Source organism: Ochrobactrum vermis (genome assembly GCF_002975205.1).
Lineage (GTDB): Bacteria > Pseudomonadota > Alphaproteobacteria > Rhizobiales > Rhizobiaceae > Brucella > Brucella vermis.
Genome location: NZ_PCOC01000001.1, coordinates 2,018,176 through 2,039,813, shown reverse-complemented (window position 1 = coordinate 2,039,813; position 21,638 = coordinate 2,018,176). Strand labels below are relative to the sequence as shown.

Sequence of the window (21,638 nt, the reverse complement as noted above, 5' to 3'; positions counted from 1 at the left end):
TCTAGTCGCGTATCCGCCTCGCTCTACGGACGGAAATGGGAAGCCCGGACGTTATGTCCGGGCTAGCCCATGAAGCGGTGTTACTTGATAAAGCTCGTATCGACGATATCATCGAGATTGGGCTTCGATTTGATAACACCTGCCTGCAGCAGGAGATCGGCAGCTTCAGTCGAGAATTCCTTGAATTCCTTCTCGAAGAACTTCTGATTTGCTGCTTTGTCCTGCCAGCGCAGATAGGCTGCCGATTGGCCGAATTGTTCGCCCGACTGCTTCACATCCTTGCCCATGATTTCGTAGGATTTGGCCGGGTCCGCAGCGATCATTTCAAGCGCTTCGAAATAGCTGGTGGCAAGCGCCTTTGCAGCATCCGGGTTCTTTTCGAGGAAGTCCGGTGTGCAGCCGACCGTGTCCATGACAGCTGGATATTCGAGCGTGGTGGCGAGAATCTTGCCCTTGTCGGGTGCTGCGCGCACGGTGGACAGATAAGGCTCATAGGTCATGGCGGCGTCATTCTGGCCAGCCACGAAAGCCTGTGCTGCCGGTCCCGGCTCCATGTTGACAACCTTGACGTCCTTGGTGGTCATGCCGTTCTTGGCAAGCATGAAGGCGAGAAAGAAGTAAGGCGATGTGCCCGGTGCCGAAGCGGCAACCGTCTTGCCTTTCAGATCGGCGAAGGAGTTTACGTCGGCACGCACTGCAATGCCGTCGGCGCCGTAAGATTTATCCATCTGGAAAATCTGTTTGGATTTAACACCCGCCGCGTTCCAGACAATCCACGTCTCGACCGTGGTTGCTGCGCACTGGATGTCACCGGAAGCCAGCGCTAGATGACGGCTTGCCTGCGGAATCTTGGTCAGCGTGACATCGAGGCCGTTCTTCTTGAAAATTCCGGCTTCCTTGGCCAGCGTCAGCGGTGCGAAGCCGGTCCAGCCGGAAAAGCCGAGCGAAACGGCTGTTTCAGCGTGCGCGGCAGACACAAAAGTGAAAGCTGCTATTGCTGCCCCGGCAAGCAATGTTTTCTTCATGTGTAGTACCCCTTTTATAGTGAGACTTTGTTGTCTCTTAACTCCTGCCAAATTAACAGGACCGTATCGTCTGTCCAGAGAGTTCGTCGCGTATCTTTAAACTCCCGTTTCTCTCCAGGGCAGTCGTAAGATACTGATCAGATTGCGCTAATCGAGATCAGGTAGGCGTCTCCCTTCCCCTTTAGTTCAAGAGGCAAGGCGTCGCAGTTCGTTAAAACCGCGCAATCAAGTTTCGCAAGTTTCATGGCCTTTCCGGCAGATATGAGATCGATCTGACCTTCGGCACAGAAAAGAAGCGTCGGATCGCCGTTGGCCTGCGTCAGTGTGGTGCCGCCGACGGGTAGGCGCTGGACCCTATGAGCAAAACGCCCGCGCCGGGTCATGACATTGAGGTCTGTGATGGCAGAGCCGATCAGGCGTGCAGCCGAATGGCTGTCTGCGGCAAAGGCCAAGGGCGCGCTTTGACGGGTGAGGGTGCTTTTCTGGCCTTCGACATCGAGCACGATGCCATCGCCCTCCAGCACCGACAAGGTGCGGTCGATGCCGGGGAAGACCGAAAACGGGCCGTCATTTGCGACGCTCGCCATGGAGATGCGCCAGTCGAAATCATCGACAGATGCGCCTTGCGGGTGGACGGCGATCTCGACCGTCACGCCGCCGCCGTTTTTCCACGGCATGCGGCGATGATTTTCGGCCTTGAGAAGAGTGACGGCCATTCGACCTCAGTTCCCCAGAATGCCGGGCAGGCGCAGGCCCTGCTGCTTGGCCCAGTCGAGCGCTTCTTCGTAGCCCGCATCGGCATGGCGCATGACGCCGGTTGCCGGGTCGTTCCACAGGACGCGCTCCAGACGGCGATCCGCATCTTCCGTGCCGTCGCAGCAGATGACCATGCCCGCATGCTGGCTGAAGCCCATGCCGACGCCACCGCCGTGATGCAGCGACACCCAGGTTGCGCCCGAGGCGGTGTTGAGGAGGGCGTTGAGCAACGGCCAGTCGGACACGGCATCCGAACCGTCCTTCATGGCTTCCGTTTCGCGGTTTGGCGAAGCGACGGAGCCGCTGTCGAGATGGTCGCGACCGATGACGATCGGCGCTTTCAGCTCGCCATTGCGGACCATTTCGTTGAAGGCGAGGCCGAGGCGATGGCGGTCTCCAAGGCCGACCCAGCAGATGCGCGCTGGCAGGCCCTGAAACGCGATGCGTTCTTTCGCCATGTCGAGCCAGTTGTGCAGATGCTTGTTGTCCGGCAGCAGTTCCTTCACCTTGGCGTCGGTCTTCGCAATATCTTCCGGGTCGCCGGAAAGGGCAGCCCAGCGGAACGGGCCAATGCCGCGGCAAAACAGCGGGCGAATATAGGCCGGCACGAAGCCGGGGAAGGCAAAGGCGTCTTCGAGGCCTTCTTCCAGTGCCATTTGGCGGATATTGTTGCCATAGTCGAGCGTCGGGATGCCCATGTTCCAGAAATCGACCATCGCCTGCACATGCAGTTTCATTGAGGCGCGCGCGGCCTTTTCGACGGCTTTCGGGTCGCTTTCCTGTTTTGCGCGCCATTCGGCCACGGTCCAGTCGAGTGGCAGATAGCCATGTACCGGATCATGCGCGGAGGTCTGGTCGGTCACGATATCCGGCTTCACGCCGCGCTTGACGAGTTCCGGGAAGATTTCAGCCGCATTGCCGATCAGTGCGATCGACTTTGCCTCGCCTGCCTTGGTCCAGGCGTCGATCCTGGCCAGCGCTTCGTCCAGGCTGTGGGTCTTTTCATCGACATAACGGGTGCGCAGACGGAAGTCGGCGCGGGTTTCGTCGCATTCCACCGCGAGGCAGCAGGCGCCAGCCATGACTGCAGCGAGAGGCTGTGCGCCGCCCATGCCGCCGAGGCCGCCGGTCAGAATCCACTTGCCGGTGAGGTTGCCGCCAAAATGCTGACGACCGGCCTCGACAAAGGTTTCGTAAGTGCCCTGAACGATGCCCTGAGCGCCGATATAGATCCACGAACCGGCGGTCATCTGGCCATACATGGCGAGACCCTTCTTATCCAGTTCGTTGAAATGATCCCATGTCGCCCAATGGGGCACCAGATTGGAATTGGCGATCAGAACACGCGGCGCATCCTTGTGGGTGCGGAAAACGCCGACCGGCTTGCCAGACTGCACCAGCAGGGTTTCGTCTTCATTGAGCGTCTTGAGGGTCGCGACGATGCGGTCGAAATCGTCCCAGGTGCGGGCAGCGCGGCCAATGCCGCCATAGACCACCAGCTCATGCGGACGCTCGGCCACATCGGGGTCGAGATTGTTCATCAGCATGCGCAGCGGCGCTTCGGTCAGCCAGCTCTTGGCGTTGAGTTCGTCTCCGCGCGGCGCTCGGACTTCGCGCTCGTTATGGCGTGGGTTTGACATGGTGTTCTCCTCAGGATTTCAGGTCGTGCGCAAGCTTTTCCAGCCGCTGCAAAAGGGTTTTGAGATGGACGCGCAGCCTGTCCGCCTTGGCCTCGTCATAGGCGAAGGGAACAGCTTCGGTCGCAAGATGGGTCGATTGGGCAAGCTCCATCTGGATGGCGTGGACGCCGGTTTCCGGCTTGCCGTAATGACGCGTCGTCCAGCCGCCCTTGAAGCGGCCATTGAGGATCGACGTGTAACCCTCTGCCCCGGCGGTCAGTTCGACAGCCGCCGCCTCAATCGTCGGATCGCAGGTCTTGCCCATATCCGTGCCGATGTTGAAATCGGGCAATTTACCTTCAAACAGGAACGGAATATGCGAGCGGATCGAATGGCAGTCATAGAGGATGGCGACGCCATGGATCGCCTTCACCCGTTCGATCTCGGCGGCCAATGCCTCGTGATAGGGCTTGTGAAAACGCGCAATGCGGTCGGTAATATCGGCGTCCGTCGGCGCTTCTCCATCCTTCCAGATTGAAAGCCCGTCAAAGTCGGTTTCCGGGATCAGCGTCGTGGTGTTCTGGCCCGGATAGAGGCTTGCGCCCGCCGGATCGCGATTGGCGTCGATGCAATAGCGATGGAAGGTTGCACGCACCATGGTCGCGCCATCGATCAGGCCGTCATAGAGCGTGTGAATATGCCAGTCGGTGTCGGTGAGGATTCTGCCATTGTCGTTGAGCCGCGCAAAAATATCCTGCGGCACATCGGTTCCGGTATGCGGCAGGCCCAGAATGACGGGCGAGGTTCCCTGACGAACTTCGAACGGACTCATGATCACGCCTCCAGCGCTGGCAGGATGCCGCTCGAAACAGCACCGGCCAACGCACCGTTCGCCACCAGATCGGCGGCATTCTTCAGGTCGGCAGCCATATAGCGGTCGTCTTCCAGCGTCGGCACGTGGCCACGCAACACGGCGATGACCTTGGCCAGTTCCGGGCTGGTGGTCAGCGGTTCGCGAAGCTCGACGCCGAGTGCGCCGGTCATCGCTTCGATGCCAATAATGGCATTGAGATTGGCGGTCATCTGCAACAGGCGGCGTGCGCCATGGCAGGCCATGGACACATGGTCTTCCTGATTGGCAGAGGTCGGCGTGGAGTCGACCGAAGCCGGATGCGCCATCTGCTTGTTTTCGCTCATCAGCGCGGCGGAGGTGACTTCGGCGATCATCAGGCCGGAATTGAGCCCCGGCTTGCGGGCGAGAAACGCCGGCAGACCGAAGGACAAAGCGGGATCGACCAGAAGCGCGATGCGGCGCTGAGCGATTGCACCGATCTCGCAGATGGCAAGCGCAATCTGGTCGGCGGCAAAGGCGACAGGTTCAGCGTGGAAATTGCCGCCCGATACCGCGCGTCCGTCCGAGAGAACCAGCGGATTGTCGGTAACCGCATTGGCTTCGATTTCCAGCGTGCGGGCCGCCTGTCGCAGAATGTCGAGGCAAGCGCCATCGACTTGCGGCTGGCAACGGATGCAATAGGGGTCCTGCACGCGTTGGTCGCCTTCGAGATGGCTCTGGCGAATGACCGAGCCGTCGAGCAGGGCGCGCAATGCACGACCGGCGTCGATCTGACCCTTATGACCGCGCAATGTGTGGATTTCCTCGTGGAACGGCGCATCCGATCCCATGGCCGCATCGGTGGATAATGCGCCGGTGATCAGAGCCGTCTGCGCGGCGCGGTGCGCACGGAACAGGCCCGCCAGCGCTAGGGCCGTCGATGTCTGCGTTCCGTTGATCAGCGCCAGCCCTTCCTTGGCGGCAAGCACGACCGGCTTCAGACCGGCCTTTTCCAGCGCCTTTGCGCCGGAGAGGCGTTCGCCCTGATAGTAGGCTTCGCCTTCGCCGATCATCGCCGCAGTCATGTGGGCCAGCGGCGCAAGGTCGCCGGACGCGCCGACGGAACCCTTTTCCGGGATCATCGGGATCACGCCTTTTGCCAGCATGTCTTCGAGAAGCGTGATGACTTCAAGCCGCACACCAGACGCGCCGCGACCGAGCGAGATCAGCTTCAACGCCATGATAAGGCGCACGATATTTTCCGGCAACGCGTCGCCGACACCGCAGCAATGCGACAGGATCAGGTTGCGCTGGAGCGTGGCGACATCGCCGGGCGCAATGCGGATCGAGGCGAGTTTGCCGAAGCCGGTATTGATGCCGTAAACCGGCTCGTCGCCTGCCGCGATTTCTGCAATGCGTGCGGCTGCCTTTTCGACACCGGCATGAAAAGAGGGGTCGATGCGGACGGGAAGTGCATCGCGATAGATCGTTTCCAGCGTTTCAAGCGGAACAGAACCGGGCTTGAGGATGATGGTCATGAAAGGCTCCGTTGGGTTCCCGTATGGGCCAGGCCCATACGGACAATATTAAATTCGGCCTTTGAAAACCCGCTTCCACAGCGGGTTGAAGCCGATACGGTAGACGAGTTCGGCGGGGCGCTCGACGTTCCAGATGGCGAGATCGGCGTCCTTGCCGACTTCGAGCGTTCCGGTCTGGTCGAGAATGCCGAGCGCCCGTGCGGCCTCGCGGGTGACGCCCGCGATGCATTCATCCACCGTCATGCGAAACAGCGTTGCGCCCATATTCATGGTGAGCAGCAGCGAGGTCAGCGGCGATGTGCCGGGATTGTTGTCGGTGGCAAGCGCCATCTTGGTGCCGGCTGCGCGGAAAGCCTCGACCGGCGGCTTTTGCGTTTCGCGGATGAAGTAATAAGCGCCGGGAAGTAGCACGGCCACCGTTCCGGCCTTGGCCATGGCGGCAGCGCCGTCTGCGTCGGTATATTCGAGATGATCGGCGGAAAGGGCGCCATAGGACGCGGCAAGGGCTGCGCCATGCAGATTGGAAAGCTGGTCGGCATGAAGCTTGACCGGAATGCCATGTGCCTTGGCGGCATCGAAAACACGGGCGATTTCATCAGGCAGAAAGGCGATGCCCTCGCAAAAACCATCCACCGCATCGGCCAGTTGTTCGGCTGCGATGGCGGGCAGCATATCGTTGATGACGCGGTCGATATAGGCGGCCTTGTCGCCGTTCATTTCCGGCGGCAGCGCATGTGCGCCCAGGAAAGTGGTGCGGATTGCAACGTCGCGTTCTTCACCCAGCCGACGGGCGGCTTTCAGCGACTTGATTTCGCTGTCGCGGTCAAGACCGTAACCGGACTTGACCTCAACAGCGGTGACACCTTCGGCAATCAGCGCATCGAGACGCGGCAGGGTTTCGCGCACCAGATCGTCTTCGCTGGCAGCGCGCAAATTCTTGACCGAGGAAACAATGCCGCCACCGGCGCGGGCGATTTCCTCATAGGACGCGCCCTGCAAGCGAAGCTCGAATTCATGCGCGCGATTTCCGGCATGAACGAGATGGGTATGGCAATCGACGAGGCCCGGTGTGATCAGCCGGTTTTCGCAATCGATTCTCTCATAAGACGCATAGTCTTCCGGCAATGCCGATTGCCGGCCGACATAGGCGATCTTGCCATCCTTGACGGCAAGTGCCGCATTCTCGATGAGGCCGAGACTGTCCGCGTCTTCCTCCAGCGTCGCAATGCGCGCATTGATAAAAACGATGCTTGAATTCTTGAGCATGAGCGTTTTCTCGCTTCCCCTGTTTTTTGATAATGTATATACATATCAGAGGCGCAGCCAAGAGAAAAATGCGCGGGAACATTCGAGGAGTTAATTTTCATGTCAGCAGCCACGCCTGAACTGCGTTTTATCCATGCCGGTCAGGCGCTTCTCGATAATGGCTGGGCTGAAAATGTTCGCATCGGTATTGCCGGTGGAAAGATCACCTCGCTTGAGGCGGACAAAGCCGCCGAAGCTGGGGATGAGCGCCACGCGGCGATCATCGCAGGCGTGCCGAACCTGCACAGTCACGCTTTCCAGTACGGTATGGCGGGGCTTGCCGAAAGGCGCGGGCCGTCTGCCGATTCGTTCTGGAGCTGGCGCGAGATCATGTACAAATTCGCGCTCACCATGTCGCCCGAACAGGCCGAAGCGGTGGCTTTGCGACTTTATGTCGACATGCTGGAAGCCGGATTTACCCGCGTTGGCGAGTTTCATTATCTGCATCATGACCGCGACGGCACGCCTTATGCCAATCTCTCAGAAATGGCCGACCGCATTGTGGCTGCGGCGAAGGCGGCGGGCATCGGCCTGACGCTGCTTCCGGTTTTCTATGCGCATTCGGGTTTCGGCGGCAGCGCGCCCAATGAAGGCCAGCGCCGTTTCATCAACGATCCCGATCGTTTTGCACGGCTGATTGAAGGCTGCAGCCGAGCGCTGGCCGGTTTCGACGGCGCGGTTCTGGGCGTTGCCCCGCACAGCCTGCGCGCCGTAACGCCGGATGAACTGAGCGTCGTGGCGAAGCTTCTGCCCGACGCGCCGGTGCATCTCCATGTGGCCGAACAGGTGAAGGAAGTGGAAGACTGCATCGCTTGGGCGGGCAAGCGTCCGGTCGAGTGGCTTCTCGATAATCAGGAGCTGTCCTCGCGCTGGTGCCTGATCCACGCGACCCATATGACCGACGACGAAACCCGGCGCATGGCCAAGGCCGGGGCGATTGCCGGTCTTTGCCCGGTGACGGAAGCGAACCTTGGAGATGGAACCTTCAATGCGACGGTGTTTGCGGAAGCGGGCGGCAAGTTCGGTGTCGGCTCGGATTCGAATGTGCTGATCGGTATTGGCGACGAGTTGCGGCAGCTTGAATATTCGCAGCGTCTCCATCATCGCGCCCGCAATGTGCTGGCCGAAAGCGAAGCCTCCACGGGGCGTGCCTTGTTCGATGGTGCGGTGCGCGGCGGTAACATCGCGATGGGTCGCGCCGATGACGGGTTAAAGCTTGGCGCTTCGGCGGATTTTGTCGCGCTGGATATGGCGCGGCTACCCCATGCCAACGGCGATGCCGTGCTGGATGGCTGGATTTTCGCCGGTCGCGCGCAGGTCAGTGATGTGTGGGTACGCGGCTCGAAACAGGTGGAGGGTGGACGTCACCGCTTGCGCGATCAGGCCGAGCGTGCTTTCCAGAAAACGATTGGCGAATTGCTCGCCTGAAGAATTTCCTGCAAAAGTGGGAAACAAAGGGGGAATAGCATGGCGGATGACGGTTCAGCGGCAAAAGACGGCCCGGTGCTTTCACTGCATCAGCGTATTTTGGACGATATTGAATCGCGCATCCTGTCTGGAGAATGGGCGCCGGGGCACCGTATCCCGTTCGAGCACGAACTGACTGAACAATATGGCTGTTCGCGCATGACGGTCAACAAGGCGCTGACCCAGCTTGCCAAAGCCGGTCTGATCGAGCGCAAGCGCAAATCGGGCAGTTTCGTTTCCTTCCCGCAATCGCAGGCGGCGATCCTCGAAATCCACGATATTCGCGATGAAGTGGCCGCGCTTGGCGTTGCGTATCGGTTCGAGCTGACGAGCCGAAGCGAGCGATTGAGCGGGCCTGCCGATGCAAGGCATATCGACATGCCGCGCCATACGCCGCTGGTTGAGCTCGTCTGCCGTCACTATGCGGGCAAGCGCGTCTTTGCCCTTGAAGAGCGTATCATCAGTCTGGATGCGGTTCCGACAGCGGCGCAGACCGATTTTGCCGAAAGTTCGCCGGGACCATGGCTGGTTTCGTGCGTGCCATGGAGCAGCGCAAAACATTCGATACGCGCGATTGCCGCCACGCCGGAGAATGCGGGCATGCTCGGTATTCCGCTGGGTTCTCCCTGTCTGGTGATCGAACGGCAGACCTGGAATGCCGAGCAGCCGGTGACGCATGTGCGGTTCACCTATCCCGGCGACAGCCATGCGCTGGTGGCGAATTTCACGCCATCGCAGGGAGGATGAAAGGCCTGCATGAGACAGGCCGCATTGGCGCGCTTTTCCTTATGGTTTGACTGTCAGTTTTCCGACCATATCCGGATGGAAACGGCAGTAATAGCTGACTGCTTCTGGCGAATTGAGAACCTGCTTCGTAACCTTTTTTGGTGGCAGCAGAATATCCCATCCTCCCTTTACGGTCGCGGTGTGCTGCATGGGATCCTTATTATTCCATTCGATCACATCGCCCACATTTGCTTCAATATTCTGCGGTGAAAAAGCGAGTTTCTCGACCGTAATCTCAATCGTTTTCGCTTCTGCCGGGCCGCTGGCAATCAGAAGCCCGACAAGTATCGCGACGGCTTGAACATATCTCATCGGGCTGTTCCTATTTCAAAGACATGGCGATGTGTTCGGCATGTTGTTCGTGGCTTTGGAACAATTTGAGACCGGTTTCGAGCAGGCTCTTCAGCTCGGCATTGCTGGCGGACGGGATGAGCGTGGATTTCAGAGCCTTGTTCACTTCCTTATGATAGGCAACCTCGTTGTCGACATAGGATTTGTCGAAGGCAGCGCCATCAAGCTTGCTCAATTTTGCCAGTTCATCTGCTGCCGCTTTGGACAAGGCTTTGCTTGTGTCGTTATCCTCCGGTGTGACCTTCAGCTTCTTGACCAGAGCGAGCGCTTGCTGATTGACCGCTTCATGATCGCGCACCATGGTCTGTGCAAACTCAAGCACCGTTTTGTTTTTGGACTTTTCAAGAGCCTGTTTGGCAGCAGCGACGTCGATGGCGCCTGCCGTGTAAGCAATATGGGCTATCGCCGGATCGTGTAATTTTCCGTCATGGGCGATTGCCAGAGACAGACTGCCGCAAACGCAAATTGCAGCAATGGATACAACTGAACGAATAGACATGGAACTCTCCCTTGCCCGGTGCCTTTACGGGCTCTTTCTTCTAGCGACAGCTATTGGATGCGGGAGAATTCAAAAGGTTCCTGATATTATATCTGTTTGTCCAACCGTGCCAAAACGGCAGTTGTGATCCGTTCGCAGCGTTTGCCTGCGAAGGGAAACGCATCAAGCAGCACCGGACCGATTTTTTCGTCAAGCTGTTTGCGCAACAAGTATCGGGCACGGTGAAGACGTGTCTTCACGGTCTGCGGGCGCAGGCTCAACAATTCGGCTGTTTCATCCACGCTTAAACCCTCAATGACCCGTGCGACGAATACGAGGCGGAAAATTTCCGGCAGATTATCCGTTGCCTGTTCGACCAGTTGCAGTATCTGGCGCTGCGCAAAACTGCGTTCGGGATCGTTCATGCTTATGGCAGACGGGAACGGGATGATGTTGTTTGCTGATATGTCAGGTACTGTGTTGAGGAGCTTCTCGGTCTTCTGGGTCTTCCGCAGGCGGCCGAGTGCTTCGTGAATTGCGATACGGGACAGCCACGTGGTCAAGCTGGACTGGCCGCGAAAGCGATCAAGGCTCCTGAAGGCCAGAAAATAGGTCTCCTGAACCACGTCTTCTGCTTCGGTATCGTTGCGCAGGATGCTGCGGGCCAAACGATAGAGCCGCTGGTTGTTGGTCTGCATGATTTTGCGCAGGGCTTCCAGGTCGTGCATTTTGGCGCATTGAGCAAGCGCAAGATCACCCTGAAATGTCGGGGAGATGGTCGGTATGGCTGTTTTTGCACGCATTGGTCAAACTCCTGTGGAGTTTATTGGATGTATGCGAGGTCAAAAGGTTCCCGGAATAAAACATATCCGTTTTGAATAGTATCGCGGTTTGATGTTTCCCGATAGCGGTGCCCGATAGCGGTGAGTGAAAAGCAGTTATCAGATAAAAAAAGCCGCCGCAGGGGAACAGCGGCGGCTGGCGCATCGGCCCAAAAATCGATTTTGATTTTTGGGAAGCTCGATGCGTAGTTTAAAAATAGAGCGCATCTTGTCCGAAAACCGTTTCACACTTTTCGGGATGCGCTCTAAAAGGCAGCGTGACCGGGGTGCAGGTCAGGCTGCGCGTTTGATGGCATCGCCAAGGATGGACACGATGGTGTCGATCTGTTCCTTCTCAACGATCAGCGGCGGCGAAAGCGCGATCACATCGCCGGTCACGCGGATCAGCAAGCCCTTCTGGAAGCAATCCACGAAAATATCGTAGGCGCGGGCGCCCGGTGCATCCTTGCGCGACGAGAGCTCGATGGCGCCGACCAGACCGAGGTTGCGAATGTCGATGACGTTCGAAACGCCCTTGAGTGAATGAAGCGCTTCCTGCCAATGGTCGGCAAGCCCGGCACCGCGGGTCAGCAAGCCTTCCTCGGCATAGACTTCCAGGGTTGCAAGACCGGCGGCTGCCGCAACCGGATGGCCGGAATAGGTGTAGCCGTGGAATAGCTCGATGGCGTTTTCCGGGCCGGTCATCAGACCGTCATAAACCTTGCGGGCGGCAAAGACTGCACCCATCGGAATGGCACCGTTGGTCAGGCCCTTGGCGGTGGTCACGAGATCAGGAACGACGCCGAAATAATCGACCGCAAACGGCGTGCCGAGACGACCGAAACCGGTGATGACTTCGTCGAAGATCAGCAGAATGCCGTATTTGTCGGCAGTGGCGCGGATGCGTTCCAGATAACCCTTCGGCGGAAGCACGACGCCAGCAGAGCCGGACATCGGCTCAACGATGACGGCGGCGATTTTTTCAGCGCCATGCAGCTGTACCAGACGTTCCAGATCGTCGGCCAGTTCGATGCCATGTGCGGGCAGGCCCTTGGAGAAGGCATTACGCTCGATATCGAGCGTGTGGCGCATATGGTCGGCAGGAATCTGCGGGAAAACGCGACGGTTGTTGACCAAACCGCCAACCGAAATGCCACCGAAACCAACGCCGTGATAACCCTTCTCACGGCCCAGAACCATGGTGCGGGTGCCCTGGCCGATGGCGCGCTGATAGGCGATGGCGATCTTCAGTGCGGTGTCGACCGATTCCGAACCGGAATTGGTGAAGAACACGCGGTCGAGCTTTGCATCCGGTCCGCCCGGCGCGATGGCTGCGAGCTTTTCAGCAAAGTCGAAAGCAATATTGTGGCCCATCTGGAAGGTCGGGGCGAAATCCATGGTCGAGATCTGGCGCTCGACAGCTTCGGTAATGCGCTTGCGGCCATGACCGGCATTGCAGCACCAAAGACCAGCCGTGCCATCCAGAACCTGATTGCCGTCGGTGTCGGTGTAATACATGCCCGAGGCACTTGCGAGCAGGCGCGGCGCTGCCTTGAACTGCCGGTTCGCGGTGAACGGCATCCAGAAATTCTCAAGGCTTGGCGTGTTGGTTTTGGTGAGCATGGTAACCTCCTATTTTAAGCCAACAGGACACGCTTTCCCTAAGGCAACAAGCCCTTTTCTTCAAATGTTTAACCTATTGATTTTATGATGATGAATTCAGAAAATTATGCTATATCGAACATCATAAACAGAAGGGGAATGCCCGATGAGCATCGATATCGGCGGAAGGTTGCGCTATGTGCGCATGCGGCAGAATCTGTCGCAGCGCGAGCTTGCAAAAAGGGCTGGCGTGACCAACTCGACCATATCGCTGATCGAGGCTAATCAGTCCAATCCGTCGGTCGGTGCACTCAAGCGTATTCTCGATGGTATCCCCATCGGCATGGCCGAGTTTTTCGCGCTGGAGCCGGACACGCCGCACAAGGTATTCTATCAGGCGGAGGAGCTGGTGGAAATCGGCAAGGGGCCGATTTCTTATCGGCAGGTGGGGGACCATCTGTTCTCGCGCTCGTTACAGATGCTGAAGGAGCGCTATGAACCGGGCTCCGACACGGGCAAGGTGCTGCTCATGCATGAGGGCGAGGAGGGCGGCATCGTCATTTCGGGACGGATCGAAGTGACGGTCGGCAGCGACCGGCGCATTCTGGGGCCAGGCGACGCTTATTATTTTTCCAGCAAGCTGCCGCACCGGTTCCGTTGTGTCGGGCCGGTGCCATGCGAAATCGTCAGCGCCTGCACGCCTCCAAGTTTCTGACGGCGTGCAGGAGAACGGTATTTAGTTGTAACGCGAAATGCCGAGATCGTCGGCCCGGATATCAGGCTTGTTGCCGGAAATGAGGTCGGCGAGCAGCTTGCCGGAACCGCAGGACATGGTCCAGCCGAGCGTTCCATGACCAGCATTGATGAACACGTTGTCGTAACGCGTTGCGCCGATGATCGGGGTAGAATCCGGTGTCATCGGACGCAGGCCCGACCAGAAGGTCGCCGCTTTCAGATCGCCACCGGGGAACAGGTCAGTCACCGACAGATCAAGCGTTGCGCGCCGGGCGGCGGGCAGATCCTTGGTGAAACCGGAGACTTCCGCCATGCCGCCAACGCGGATACGGTCACCGAGACGGGTGATGGCGATCTTGTAGCTTTCATCGAGAACGGTCGAAACCGGCGCGCGATCCTCATCGATGATCGGCGCGGTGATGGAATAGCCCTTCACCGGATAGATCGGGGCATTGAGGCCAAGCGATTTGACGAGTGCCGGCGTATAGCTGCCAAGTGCAACGACATAGCGGTCGGCGGTCAGAACGCCTTCGGAAGTCTCGACACCGGAAACCTTGCCGCCGGACATCAGCAACGACTTGATGTTGACACCGAAGCGGAATTTCACGCCGAGCCCCTCGGCAATCTTTGCCAGAGCATTGGTAAATTTGAAGCAGTCGCCGGTTTCGTCATGCGGAAGACGCAGGCCGCCGACGAACTTGTCCTTCACGCGGGCAAGTGCCGGTTCCACCTTGGCGCAGCCGTCGCGGTCGAGAACTTCGAACGGTACGCCGTCCTGACGCAACACTTCAATGTCCTTGCCGATACCGTCGAGCTGGTACTGCTCGCGGAAAAGCTGGAGCGTGCCCTGCATGCGCTGGTCGTATTCGATGCCGGTTTCCTTGCGCAGATCGACAAGGCAATCGCGCGCATATTCGGCAACGCGCACCATGCGGGTCTTGTTGATCTTGTAACGGCTGTCAGTGCAATTGGCGAGCATCTGCAGAAGCCAGCTATATTGAACCGGGTCGCAAGTCGGACGCAGAACAAGCGGCGCATGCTTCTGGAACAGCCATTTTGCTGCCTTGAACGGAATGCCGGGCGCGGCCCATGGCGACGCGTAACCAGGCGAAACCTGGCCTGCATTGGCGAAGCTTGTTTCCAGTGCCGGGCCTTCTTCGCGGTCGACAACAGTTACCTCGTGACCGAGTTTGGCGAGGTAGTAGGCTGTCGTAACGCCGATAACGCCGCTACCAAGGATGGTGATCTGCATGTTCGCCTCTTGTCTTATGCTTTTATGTCGCTCGCGCCGCTCTCCACGTAGACACGTGCATAACGGTTGCCGAGCGCAGTCAGAATTTCATAGGGAATGGTGTCACAGTCGCGCGCCACGTCTTCGAGACGCTGGTGCGGGCCGATCAGCTCCACAAGGCTGCCAAGTTTCAGCGTGCCTTCCGGCAAGGCGCTGACGTCGAGCGTAATCGAGTCCATCGATACACGGCCGATGATCGGCAGGTGCGTGTCGCCGTAGAAGGCCGCACCCTTGTTGCTGAGAGAACGGAACCAGCCATCGGCGTAGCCGACAGCAATCGTGGCAACGCGCATGGGACCTTCTGCAACATAGGCGCCGCCATAGCCAACCGCTGCGCCCTTGTCGATGTCGCGCACCTGAATGACGCGTGCCGAAAGGGTGAGGACAGGAACGATCTCGCTTTTCGGTCCAACGCCATAAAGTGCGACGCCGGGGCGAGCGAGGTCGAAATGATAGGTCTTGTCGAGAAAGGTTCCGCCGGAATTGGCAAAGGCAACGGGTAGTTTTGGCAGCCGCGCCAGTAAAGCGGTCATATTGGCGAGCTGACGGGCATTTGCTGCATTTTCCGGTTCGTCGCCGCTGGCCAGATGGCTGATGACGAACTTGATGTCGATGTTGTCCAGAAGCGCGGAATTCTCAAGAAGGTTTTCAAATTCCTTGGGCGACAGGCCAAGACGTGACATGCCGGTATCGAGCTGCAGCAGGGCGGGTAGCTTCTTAACCTGCTTGGCAGCGAGCGTCGCCCAGTTTTCAACCTGTTCCAGCGAATTGAGTACTGGCAAAATGCCTTCACGAACGCAGGCTTCTTCCGTTCCCGGCTGAAGACCGTTCAGAACGTAAAGCGTCGCGTCGGGCTGGAGAAACGGCTTGAGCGCAATGGCTTCGCCAAGATGCGCGACGAAGAAATCACGGCAACCGGCATCGTAAAATGCTGGCGCGACGCGGCTGGCGCCAAGCCCGTAGGCATCAGCCTTCACGACGGCGGCGGCACGGGTGGGGGCGATATGACGGGCAATGGCCGAATAATTATGGCGCAGGGCCGACAGGTCGATGGTCAATATGCCACCGGCGGCAAGATCGCGCTCATCCTGTGAAAACTGCATCGACATATCAACCATTTACACGGTGCTTTCCAAACTGCTCACTACGCTACGAGAACGCTCGGAAGGTCATTATCGATACTGATCGTCTGCCGCCCTAAGCATATGAACTTTGGCGGGAAAACCCTGCGGCTCCTCACTCCCAAAGATTAGGTGCATATTAGTCGAAGACTATTCGAATGTTTTTGCTATTTATCGCATATTGTGCGAATTTTCGCACATCTTGCGCATATTTTAGCTTTCAGGTTGAAGATTATTCATGCCGACGCTCGACAGTATCGACCGCAATATCATCCGTTGTCTGCGCCGGGATGGGCGCATGACCAACAGCCATCTTGCCAGTGAAGTAGGCCTTTCGCAGTCCGCCTGTCTGCGGCGGGTGCAGATATTGGAGGAAAGCGGCGTTATCCGCGGCTATACGGCCATTGTCGGATCATCCGATGGCGACGAGCGACTGGTCGCGATTGTGCGCATTACGCTTGACCGCCAGACCGAGGAGTTTCTGAACCGTTTCGAGGAAGCCGTGCGGCGGCATCCGGAGGTGCAGGAATGCTATCTCATGACAGGTGATGCGGATTATATTTTGCGCGTCGAGGCCGAAAATGCCGCAGCTTATGAGATCATTCACAAGGAAATCCTGTCGCGATTGCCTGGTGTCGCTCGCATCCATTCCAGTTTTGCCATTCGAACGGTGCTTCTGTCGAAGGCGCCGACTTCACGCGGCTGAAATGAAAAAGCCCGGCTGATGCCGGGCTTTCTCATTCAAAAAATCACTGTTTTTAACGGAATTCGTAGCGAAGACCGGCACGGATCGTGTGCATGTTAAAGCCGTTGTCTTTCGCCTGTGTGCCGGTTGCGCCGGGCCCTTCCGCATTGCCGTAAGGGTTGGTGTTGCGGTCGGCTGCGTCAAAACCGTATGCTTTGCCGCCATTGATGCGCATATAGCGATAACCGACATCCAGCTTGAGCTGTTCGGTCAGGTCATAGCTGACACCGGCCATGAGAGCCATTGCAAAGCGCCAGCTATCCAGCCCTTCCTTTTCGCTGGAATAGGTGCAGCCAGCGCAGACTTCATGGGATTTCCAGGTGTCATATTTTACATAGGCGGCGCCCAGACCGGCGCCGAGATAAGGCGTGACAGGTCCTACACGCGGCAGGTCGACATAGGCATTGGCCATAGCCGTCCAGATATTGGCTGTCGAGGAATCCTCATAGTTGCAGTTGTCCTCAACCGGATTGAAACCCTTTGCGGATTTCACATAGCTAGGACAGGCGGTGCGGCCATTGATGCCTGCACGGAAGAAATCCAGCGTCGCGTCGGCGCGGAACATGTCGGTGAAGCGATAACCGACACCCACGCCATAGGTTGCGCCTGCCTTGAGGTCGAAATCGTCATAGCGCAGCGTGTCGTCAATGCCGCGATAAGGCGGATCGAACTGGTTCCAGAAGCTCCAGTCGCCATCCGTGCTGGATTTGAAATTGTAACCGAGGTCGCCACGAATATACCAGCCGGACGAATTGACCGGTTCCGGCATCGGTTCAACGATGGGGTCTGCAATTATATCGGCGGCAAACGCCGTCCCTGATCCCGCCATCAGACTGATAGCTACGATGGCAATGGCGGAAGTGCACTTCATCGGTTCCCACTCCAAATCCGAACAGAAAAATGGCCCACAAGCCCTATTGCCGGATATGGTAAAGAGATATGTTTAACACTTGGTTATTTTTAAGTAACCTTACGGTGCATCGACCGATGACGTTCGCGCTAGGCGCGATATTATTTAAGTAAATACTAAAGTATAGGAGCCGACCCGGGGTCGGCTCCAAATGTCGTCAAAAGTTTACGGAATGGATGATCGACTTGTCGATATCGTTGATATCGCGCTTGCCGCAGAGCGCCATCGTGACATCAAGTTCCTTGCGGATGATTTCGAGCGCCAGTGTCACGCCGTCCTTGCCCATCGCGCCAAGACCGTAGAGAAACGGGCGACCGATATACACGCCCTGCGCGCCAAGTGCACGTGCCTTGAGCACGTCCTGACCGGAACGGATGCCACCATCGACATGGACTTCGATCTTGTCGCCGACAGCATCGATAATTGGCTGCAGCATGGAGATCGAGGATGGCGCGCCATCCAGCTGACGACCGCCATGGTTCGACACGATGATCGCATCGGCTCCCGACTTGGCCGCCATCCTGGCGTCCTCGACATCGAGGATGCCCTTGAGGATGAGCTTGCCGCCCCACTGTTCCTTGATCCAGGCCACGTCGTTCCAGTTGAGCTGTGGATCGAACTGTTCGGCAGTCCAGGAGGAAAGCGAGGAAAGATCGGTGACGTTCTTGGCGTGACCGGCAATATTGCGGAAGGTGCGGCGCTGCGTGCCCATCATGCCGAAGCACCAGCCAGGGCGCGTCGCCATTTGCCAGATATGCTTGGGGGTGAATTTCGGCGGAGCGGAAAGGCCGTTGCGGATATCCTTGTGGCGCTGGCCGAGAATCTGGAGATCGAGCGTCAGGACCAGTGCTGAACAGCCGGCAGCCTTGGCGCGGCCGATCAGGTTCTTCACGAAGTCACGGTCCTTCATTACGTAAAGCTGGAACCAGAACGGCTTCTTGGTGACCGAAGCGACATCTTCGATGGAGCAGATGCTCATGGTCGAGAGGGTGAAAGGAACGCCAAAGGCTTCAGCCGCCTGCGCCGCCAGCATTTCGCCGTCGGCATGCTGCATACCCGTCAGGCCGGTCGGGGCAAGAGCGACCGGCATCGACACTTTCTCACCGATCATCGTCGTTTCCAGCGAACGGTTCGTCATGTCGACGAGAATACGCTGGCGCAATTTGATCTTCTTGAAGTCGTCTTCGTTTGCGCGATAGGTCGACTCGGTCCAGGCGCCAGAATCCGCGTAATCAAAGAACATCTTGGGGACGCGGCGCTGGGCAAGCCGCTTCAAATCGGCGATTTCAACGATGTTGGGCATCTTCCCACCCCTTCTGGTAATTTTTCTTGACCAATCGCATGACGGATCGCGCGAGTGAAATCAAGTACGAACAAGTATCGAATAACAATTGCCTCGCGGTTAATTGAAGGACTAGGTAATTCCTCTTATGATATTGGCACCCGCCCAAGGCAATTTCCTGCCAGTCGAAGAAGGCGGTCCCGCAACTGGGTTAGAGGGTAACGGATGAGCAAGGCCACCAAAACGGGTTTCATCGGCAAGCGATCCGCTGCAGCGGGTGGATGGGGTGCATTGAAAAGCTGTGGCAAGCAATTGCTTGCAAGTGGGGCGCCTCTTTCCGGTGCGCGCACGCTTCTGAAAGCGAACCAGCCTGATGGCTTCGATTGCCCCGGTTGCGCATGGGGCGACCCGGAACATGGCTCATCTTTTGAATTTTGCGAGAATGGTGTGAAGGCGGTCGCCTGGGAGGCGACCGATCGGCGCACAACGCCTGCCTTCTTCCGCGAGCATACGGTTTCAAAGCTGCGCGGCTGGACGGATTATGATCTGGAGAATACCGGCCGTCTGACGCATCCTATGCGTTACAATGCGACGACGGACCAATATGAAGCCATCGAATGGGATGAGGCTTTCAAGGCCATTGGGGGTCTTCTCAAGAGTTTCGATAGTCCGAACCAGGTCGAATTCTATACGTCGGGCCGTGCTTCGAATGAAGCCGCGTTTCTCTACCAGCTATTCGTGCGTGCCTACGGAACCAACAATTTCCCTGACTGCTCCAATATGTGCCACGAGGCAAGCGGCGTCGCATTGAAGCAATCCGTCGGCGTCGGCAAGGGGACGGTGCTGTTGGAAGATTTCGAAATGGCCGATGCCATTTTCGTGGTTGGTCAGAATCCGGGCACTAACCATCCGCGCATGCTGGGTGATTTGCGTCGTGCAGCCGAGCGGGGCGCGCGCATTGTTGTTTTCAATCCGCTCCGTGAACGTGGGCTGGAGCGGTTCGCCGATCCGCAGAACAAGCTTGAAATGCTGCATGGCGGCAGCGAAGCCATAGCCAGCGACTACTTCCAGCCGCGTCTGGGCGGCGATCTTGCTGCCTTCCGCGGTATGGCCAAGGCGGTCTTTGCAGCAGACGATGCAGCACTCGCCGCAGGCAGACCATCGATCCTCGACCTGGATTTTCTCGGCACACATACGGCGGAACTGGATGCTTATCGTTCAGCCGTGGATGCGACTTCATGGGAGGAAATCGAAGACCAGTCCGGGCTTCTCCGCCAGTCGCTGGAGCGTGCAGCGCAAATTTACATGGAATCGGAGCGGGTCATCTGCACCTGGGCGATGGGGATCACCCAGCATCGCCATTCTGTTGTCATGATCCGCGAAATCACCAATTTTATGCTGCTGCGCGGCAACATCGGCAGGCCGGGAGCCGGACTTTGCCCGGTGCGCGGTCACTCCAATGTGCAAGGGGACCGCACGGTCGGCATCAATGAAAGGCCTCCGGTCGCATTCCTTGATGCGTTGGAAAAGGAATTCGGCTTCGAGGTTCCGCGTGAACCGGGGCACAATGTTCTGGGTGCCATTGGCGCCATGCTCGACGGTTCGGCTCAGGCCTTCATCGGCCTTGGCGGTAATTTCGCCCGCGCTACTCCGGATAGTCCGCTTATTTCGAAAGCGCTTTCCGGCCAGCGTCTGACGGTCCATATCGCGACCAAGCTCAATCATTCTCATCTCGTGCCGGGGCAGGATTCATTTATTCTGCCTTGCCTTGGCCGTACGGAAATCGACCTCAATTCTCAAGGCGTGGCGCAGATCGTGACGGTCGAAGACTCCATGAGCATGGTGCATGGCTCAGGTGGCATCAATACGCCTGCATCTGCGCATCTGCGTTCGGAAGTGGCGATTATTGCGGGCATGGCACAGGCGACGCTTGGCGCAAACCCGGTCGACTGGCTGGAACTTGCCGACGATTATGATCTCATCCGCGACCGCATCGCCCGCGTGTTGCCGGATTTCTACGACTTCAATGCGCGAGTCCGGGTTCCGCGTGGTTTCCATCTGCGCAATGCTGCCCGCGAGCTGGAATGGAACACGGCAAAGGGCAAGGCGACGTTCTGGACCGGTGCTCTGCCGGAAGCGATCGAGCATCAGCAGGCGCGCGGTAAATCGGGGCGCTACGTGCTGCAGACATTCCGCAGCCATGATCAGTATAACACCACCATCTACGGCATGGATGATCGCTATCGCGGCGTTTACGGCGAGCGGCAAGTGGTCTTCATGAATGCGGACGATATGGCGGATATCGGCGTTGAAGCGGGTGACCGGGCAGATATTGTCGGCGAGTTCGACGATGGTGTGGAGCGTATTGCACGGGATTTCCGTTTTGTGCCCTATGACATTCCGCGCGGCTGTATTGCGGGTTACTACCCGGAAATGAACGTGCTGGTACCGCTCGCCAGTTCCGGCGATGAAAGTTATACGCCGACCTCGAAATCGGTGATCGTCTCGTTCCGCCCCGTTAAATCGGTTGCAGCATGATGGATGAAGGCGAAGCAGAATATATGGCGTTCGTCGACACCCTCATGACGACATCCCGCAGTCTTACCGGTCTTGGTGCCGGGATTGTCGCTGCGGCGGCGCTCGAAATTGCATCAGACAGCCGGACTTTTTCGCGGCTGCTGGGCGTTGCTCACGCGCTGGTGCTTCGGGAGATTTCCGCGCTCGGACAGGACCACGGTTTTATCAAAATAAGGCAACGCGACCCGCGAACACAACGCACACGCTATGAATTGAGCGCTGCCGGTCAGAGACTTGTCGAGGAGGTAAGGGGTTAGCAGGCTGCTTGCAGCAGCCGATATTCTTGATATTTAACAGAGCTATATATTTCTACTCATAAACACCCGATGGAAGGCCGCAGCCTTTCAATCGCCTTGAGTAAACTTTTTTGAAAAGATTTTAACAGCGATAACTATGA

The 21,638-nt window shown here is 57.9% G+C and carries 20 protein-coding genes; 6 read left to right on the top strand and 14 right to left on the bottom strand.

What is annotated here, in order from left to right; genetic code table 11:
* Window positions 1-80: 80 nt before the first annotated feature.
* The 6 genes from CQZ93_RS10075 to hutI form a co-directional block, all read right to left on the bottom strand.
* Entirely contained in the window at window positions 81-1,025 is a 945-nt protein-coding gene (locus tag CQZ93_RS10075) for an ABC transporter substrate-binding protein (RefSeq protein ID WP_181153333.1), read from the bottom strand.
* A 137-nt stretch (window positions 1,026-1,162) separates the two neighbouring features.
* Window positions 1,163-1,741, bottom strand: a complete 579-nt coding sequence (locus CQZ93_RS10070; RefSeq protein ID WP_105542442.1) for a HutD/Ves family protein — start codon at window positions 1,739-1,741, stop codon at window positions 1,163-1,165.
* A gap of 6 nt (window positions 1,742-1,747) precedes the next feature.
* The gene (hutU, locus tag CQZ93_RS10065) at window positions 1,748-3,421 is read right to left on the bottom strand and encodes a urocanate hydratase (protein ID WP_105542441.1); all 1,674 of its coding nucleotides are present in this window, start codon (window positions 3,419-3,421) and stop codon (window positions 1,748-1,750) included.
* Between the two features lie 10 nt (window positions 3,422-3,431).
* On the bottom strand, window positions 3,432-4,232 hold the full coding sequence (gene hutG / locus CQZ93_RS10060) for an N-formylglutamate deformylase (protein ID WP_105542440.1): 801 nt from the start codon (window positions 4,230-4,232) through the stop codon (window positions 3,432-3,434).
* 2 nt (window positions 4,233-4,234) lie between these two features.
* Complete coding sequence (hutH, locus tag CQZ93_RS10055) at window positions 4,235-5,770, bottom strand: histidine ammonia-lyase (protein WP_105542439.1); 1,536 nt, start codon at window positions 5,768-5,770, stop codon at window positions 4,235-4,237.
* A 48-nt stretch (window positions 5,771-5,818) separates the two neighbouring features.
* A complete protein-coding gene (hutI, locus tag CQZ93_RS10050; RefSeq protein ID WP_105542438.1) occupies window positions 5,819-7,036 on the bottom strand; it encodes an imidazolonepropionase in 1,218 nt (405 codons plus the stop codon).
* Window positions 7,037-7,135: 99 nt separating this feature from the next.
* Here hutI and CQZ93_RS10045 point away from each other — a divergent pair, with 99 nt between their 5' ends.
* Window positions 7,136-8,503: a formimidoylglutamate deiminase gene (locus CQZ93_RS10045; RefSeq protein ID WP_105542437.1), complete on the top strand. Its 1,368-nt coding sequence runs from the start codon at window positions 7,136-7,138 to the stop codon at window positions 8,501-8,503.
* 39 nt (window positions 8,504-8,542) lie between these two features.
* Window positions 8,543-9,289, top strand: coding sequence for a histidine utilization transcriptional repressor HutC (gene hutC / locus CQZ93_RS10040; RefSeq protein WP_105542436.1), 747 nt, complete (start codon window positions 8,543-8,545; stop codon window positions 9,287-9,289).
* Between the two features lie 39 nt (window positions 9,290-9,328).
* Here the strand turns inward: hutC and CQZ93_RS10035 are convergent, their stop codons facing one another.
* The 4 genes from CQZ93_RS10035 to aptA all read right to left on the bottom strand — a co-directional run bounded on the left by CQZ93_RS10035 (window position 9,329) and on the right by aptA (window position 12,601).
* On the bottom strand, window positions 9,329-9,640 hold the full coding sequence (locus tag CQZ93_RS10035) for a cupredoxin domain-containing protein (protein WP_105542435.1): 312 nt from the start codon (window positions 9,638-9,640) through the stop codon (window positions 9,329-9,331).
* 10 nt (window positions 9,641-9,650) lie between these two features.
* Entirely contained in the window at window positions 9,651-10,178 is a 528-nt protein-coding gene (locus CQZ93_RS10030) for a DUF4142 domain-containing protein (protein ID WP_105542434.1), read from the bottom strand.
* Window positions 10,179-10,264: 86 nt separating this feature from the next.
* Window positions 10,265-10,960: an RNA polymerase sigma factor gene (locus tag CQZ93_RS10025; protein ID WP_105542433.1), complete on the bottom strand. Its 696-nt coding sequence runs from the start codon at window positions 10,958-10,960 to the stop codon at window positions 10,265-10,267.
* Window positions 10,961-11,272: 312 nt separating this feature from the next.
* Entirely contained in the window at window positions 11,273-12,601 is a 1,329-nt protein-coding gene (aptA, locus tag CQZ93_RS10020; RefSeq protein WP_105542432.1) for an omega-aminotransferase AptA, read from the bottom strand.
* 145 nt (window positions 12,602-12,746) lie between these two features.
* Between aptA and CQZ93_RS10015 the strand changes: the two genes are divergently transcribed.
* Window positions 12,747-13,295: a cupin domain-containing protein gene (locus CQZ93_RS10015; protein ID WP_105542431.1), complete on the top strand. Its 549-nt coding sequence runs from the start codon at window positions 12,747-12,749 to the stop codon at window positions 13,293-13,295.
* 21 nt (window positions 13,296-13,316) lie between these two features.
* On the opposite strand, the gene CQZ93_RS10010 is transcribed toward CQZ93_RS10015, so the two are convergent.
* Window positions 13,317-14,567 (bottom strand): D-amino acid dehydrogenase, encoded by a 1,251-nt coding sequence (locus CQZ93_RS10010; RefSeq protein ID WP_105542430.1) that lies wholly within the window; start codon window positions 14,565-14,567, stop codon window positions 13,317-13,319.
* 14 nt (window positions 14,568-14,581) lie between these two features.
* A complete protein-coding gene (gene alr, locus CQZ93_RS10005) occupies window positions 14,582-15,724 on the bottom strand; it encodes an alanine racemase (protein WP_105542429.1) in 1,143 nt (380 codons plus the stop codon).
* 241 nt (window positions 15,725-15,965) lie between these two features.
* Here alr and CQZ93_RS10000 point away from each other — a divergent pair, with 241 nt between their 5' ends.
* The gene (locus CQZ93_RS10000; RefSeq protein ID WP_010659515.1) at window positions 15,966-16,433 is read left to right on the top strand and encodes an Lrp/AsnC family transcriptional regulator; all 468 of its coding nucleotides are present in this window, start codon (window positions 15,966-15,968) and stop codon (window positions 16,431-16,433) included.
* Between the two features lie 52 nt (window positions 16,434-16,485).
* On the opposite strand, the gene CQZ93_RS09995 is transcribed toward CQZ93_RS10000, so the two are convergent.
* Both CQZ93_RS09995 and CQZ93_RS09990 read right to left on the bottom strand, forming a co-directional pair.
* Window positions 16,486-17,343, bottom strand: a complete 858-nt coding sequence (locus CQZ93_RS09995; RefSeq protein ID WP_105542428.1) for an outer membrane protein — start codon at window positions 17,341-17,343, stop codon at window positions 16,486-16,488.
* Window positions 17,344-17,539: 196 nt separating this feature from the next.
* Window positions 17,540-18,685: an alpha-hydroxy acid oxidase gene (locus CQZ93_RS09990; RefSeq protein WP_105542427.1), complete on the bottom strand. Its 1,146-nt coding sequence runs from the start codon at window positions 18,683-18,685 to the stop codon at window positions 17,540-17,542.
* Window positions 18,686-18,889: 204 nt separating this feature from the next.
* Between CQZ93_RS09990 and CQZ93_RS09985 the strand changes: the two genes are divergently transcribed.
* Window positions 18,890-21,202, top strand: coding sequence for an FdhF/YdeP family oxidoreductase (locus CQZ93_RS09985; protein WP_105542426.1), 2,313 nt, complete (start codon window positions 18,890-18,892; stop codon window positions 21,200-21,202).
* A complete protein-coding gene (locus CQZ93_RS09980; protein WP_105542425.1) occupies window positions 21,199-21,498 on the top strand; it encodes a hypothetical protein in 300 nt (99 codons plus the stop codon). The genes CQZ93_RS09985 and CQZ93_RS09980 overlap by 4 nt, the downstream gene beginning before the upstream one ends.
* Window positions 21,499-21,638 lie beyond the last annotated feature (140 nt).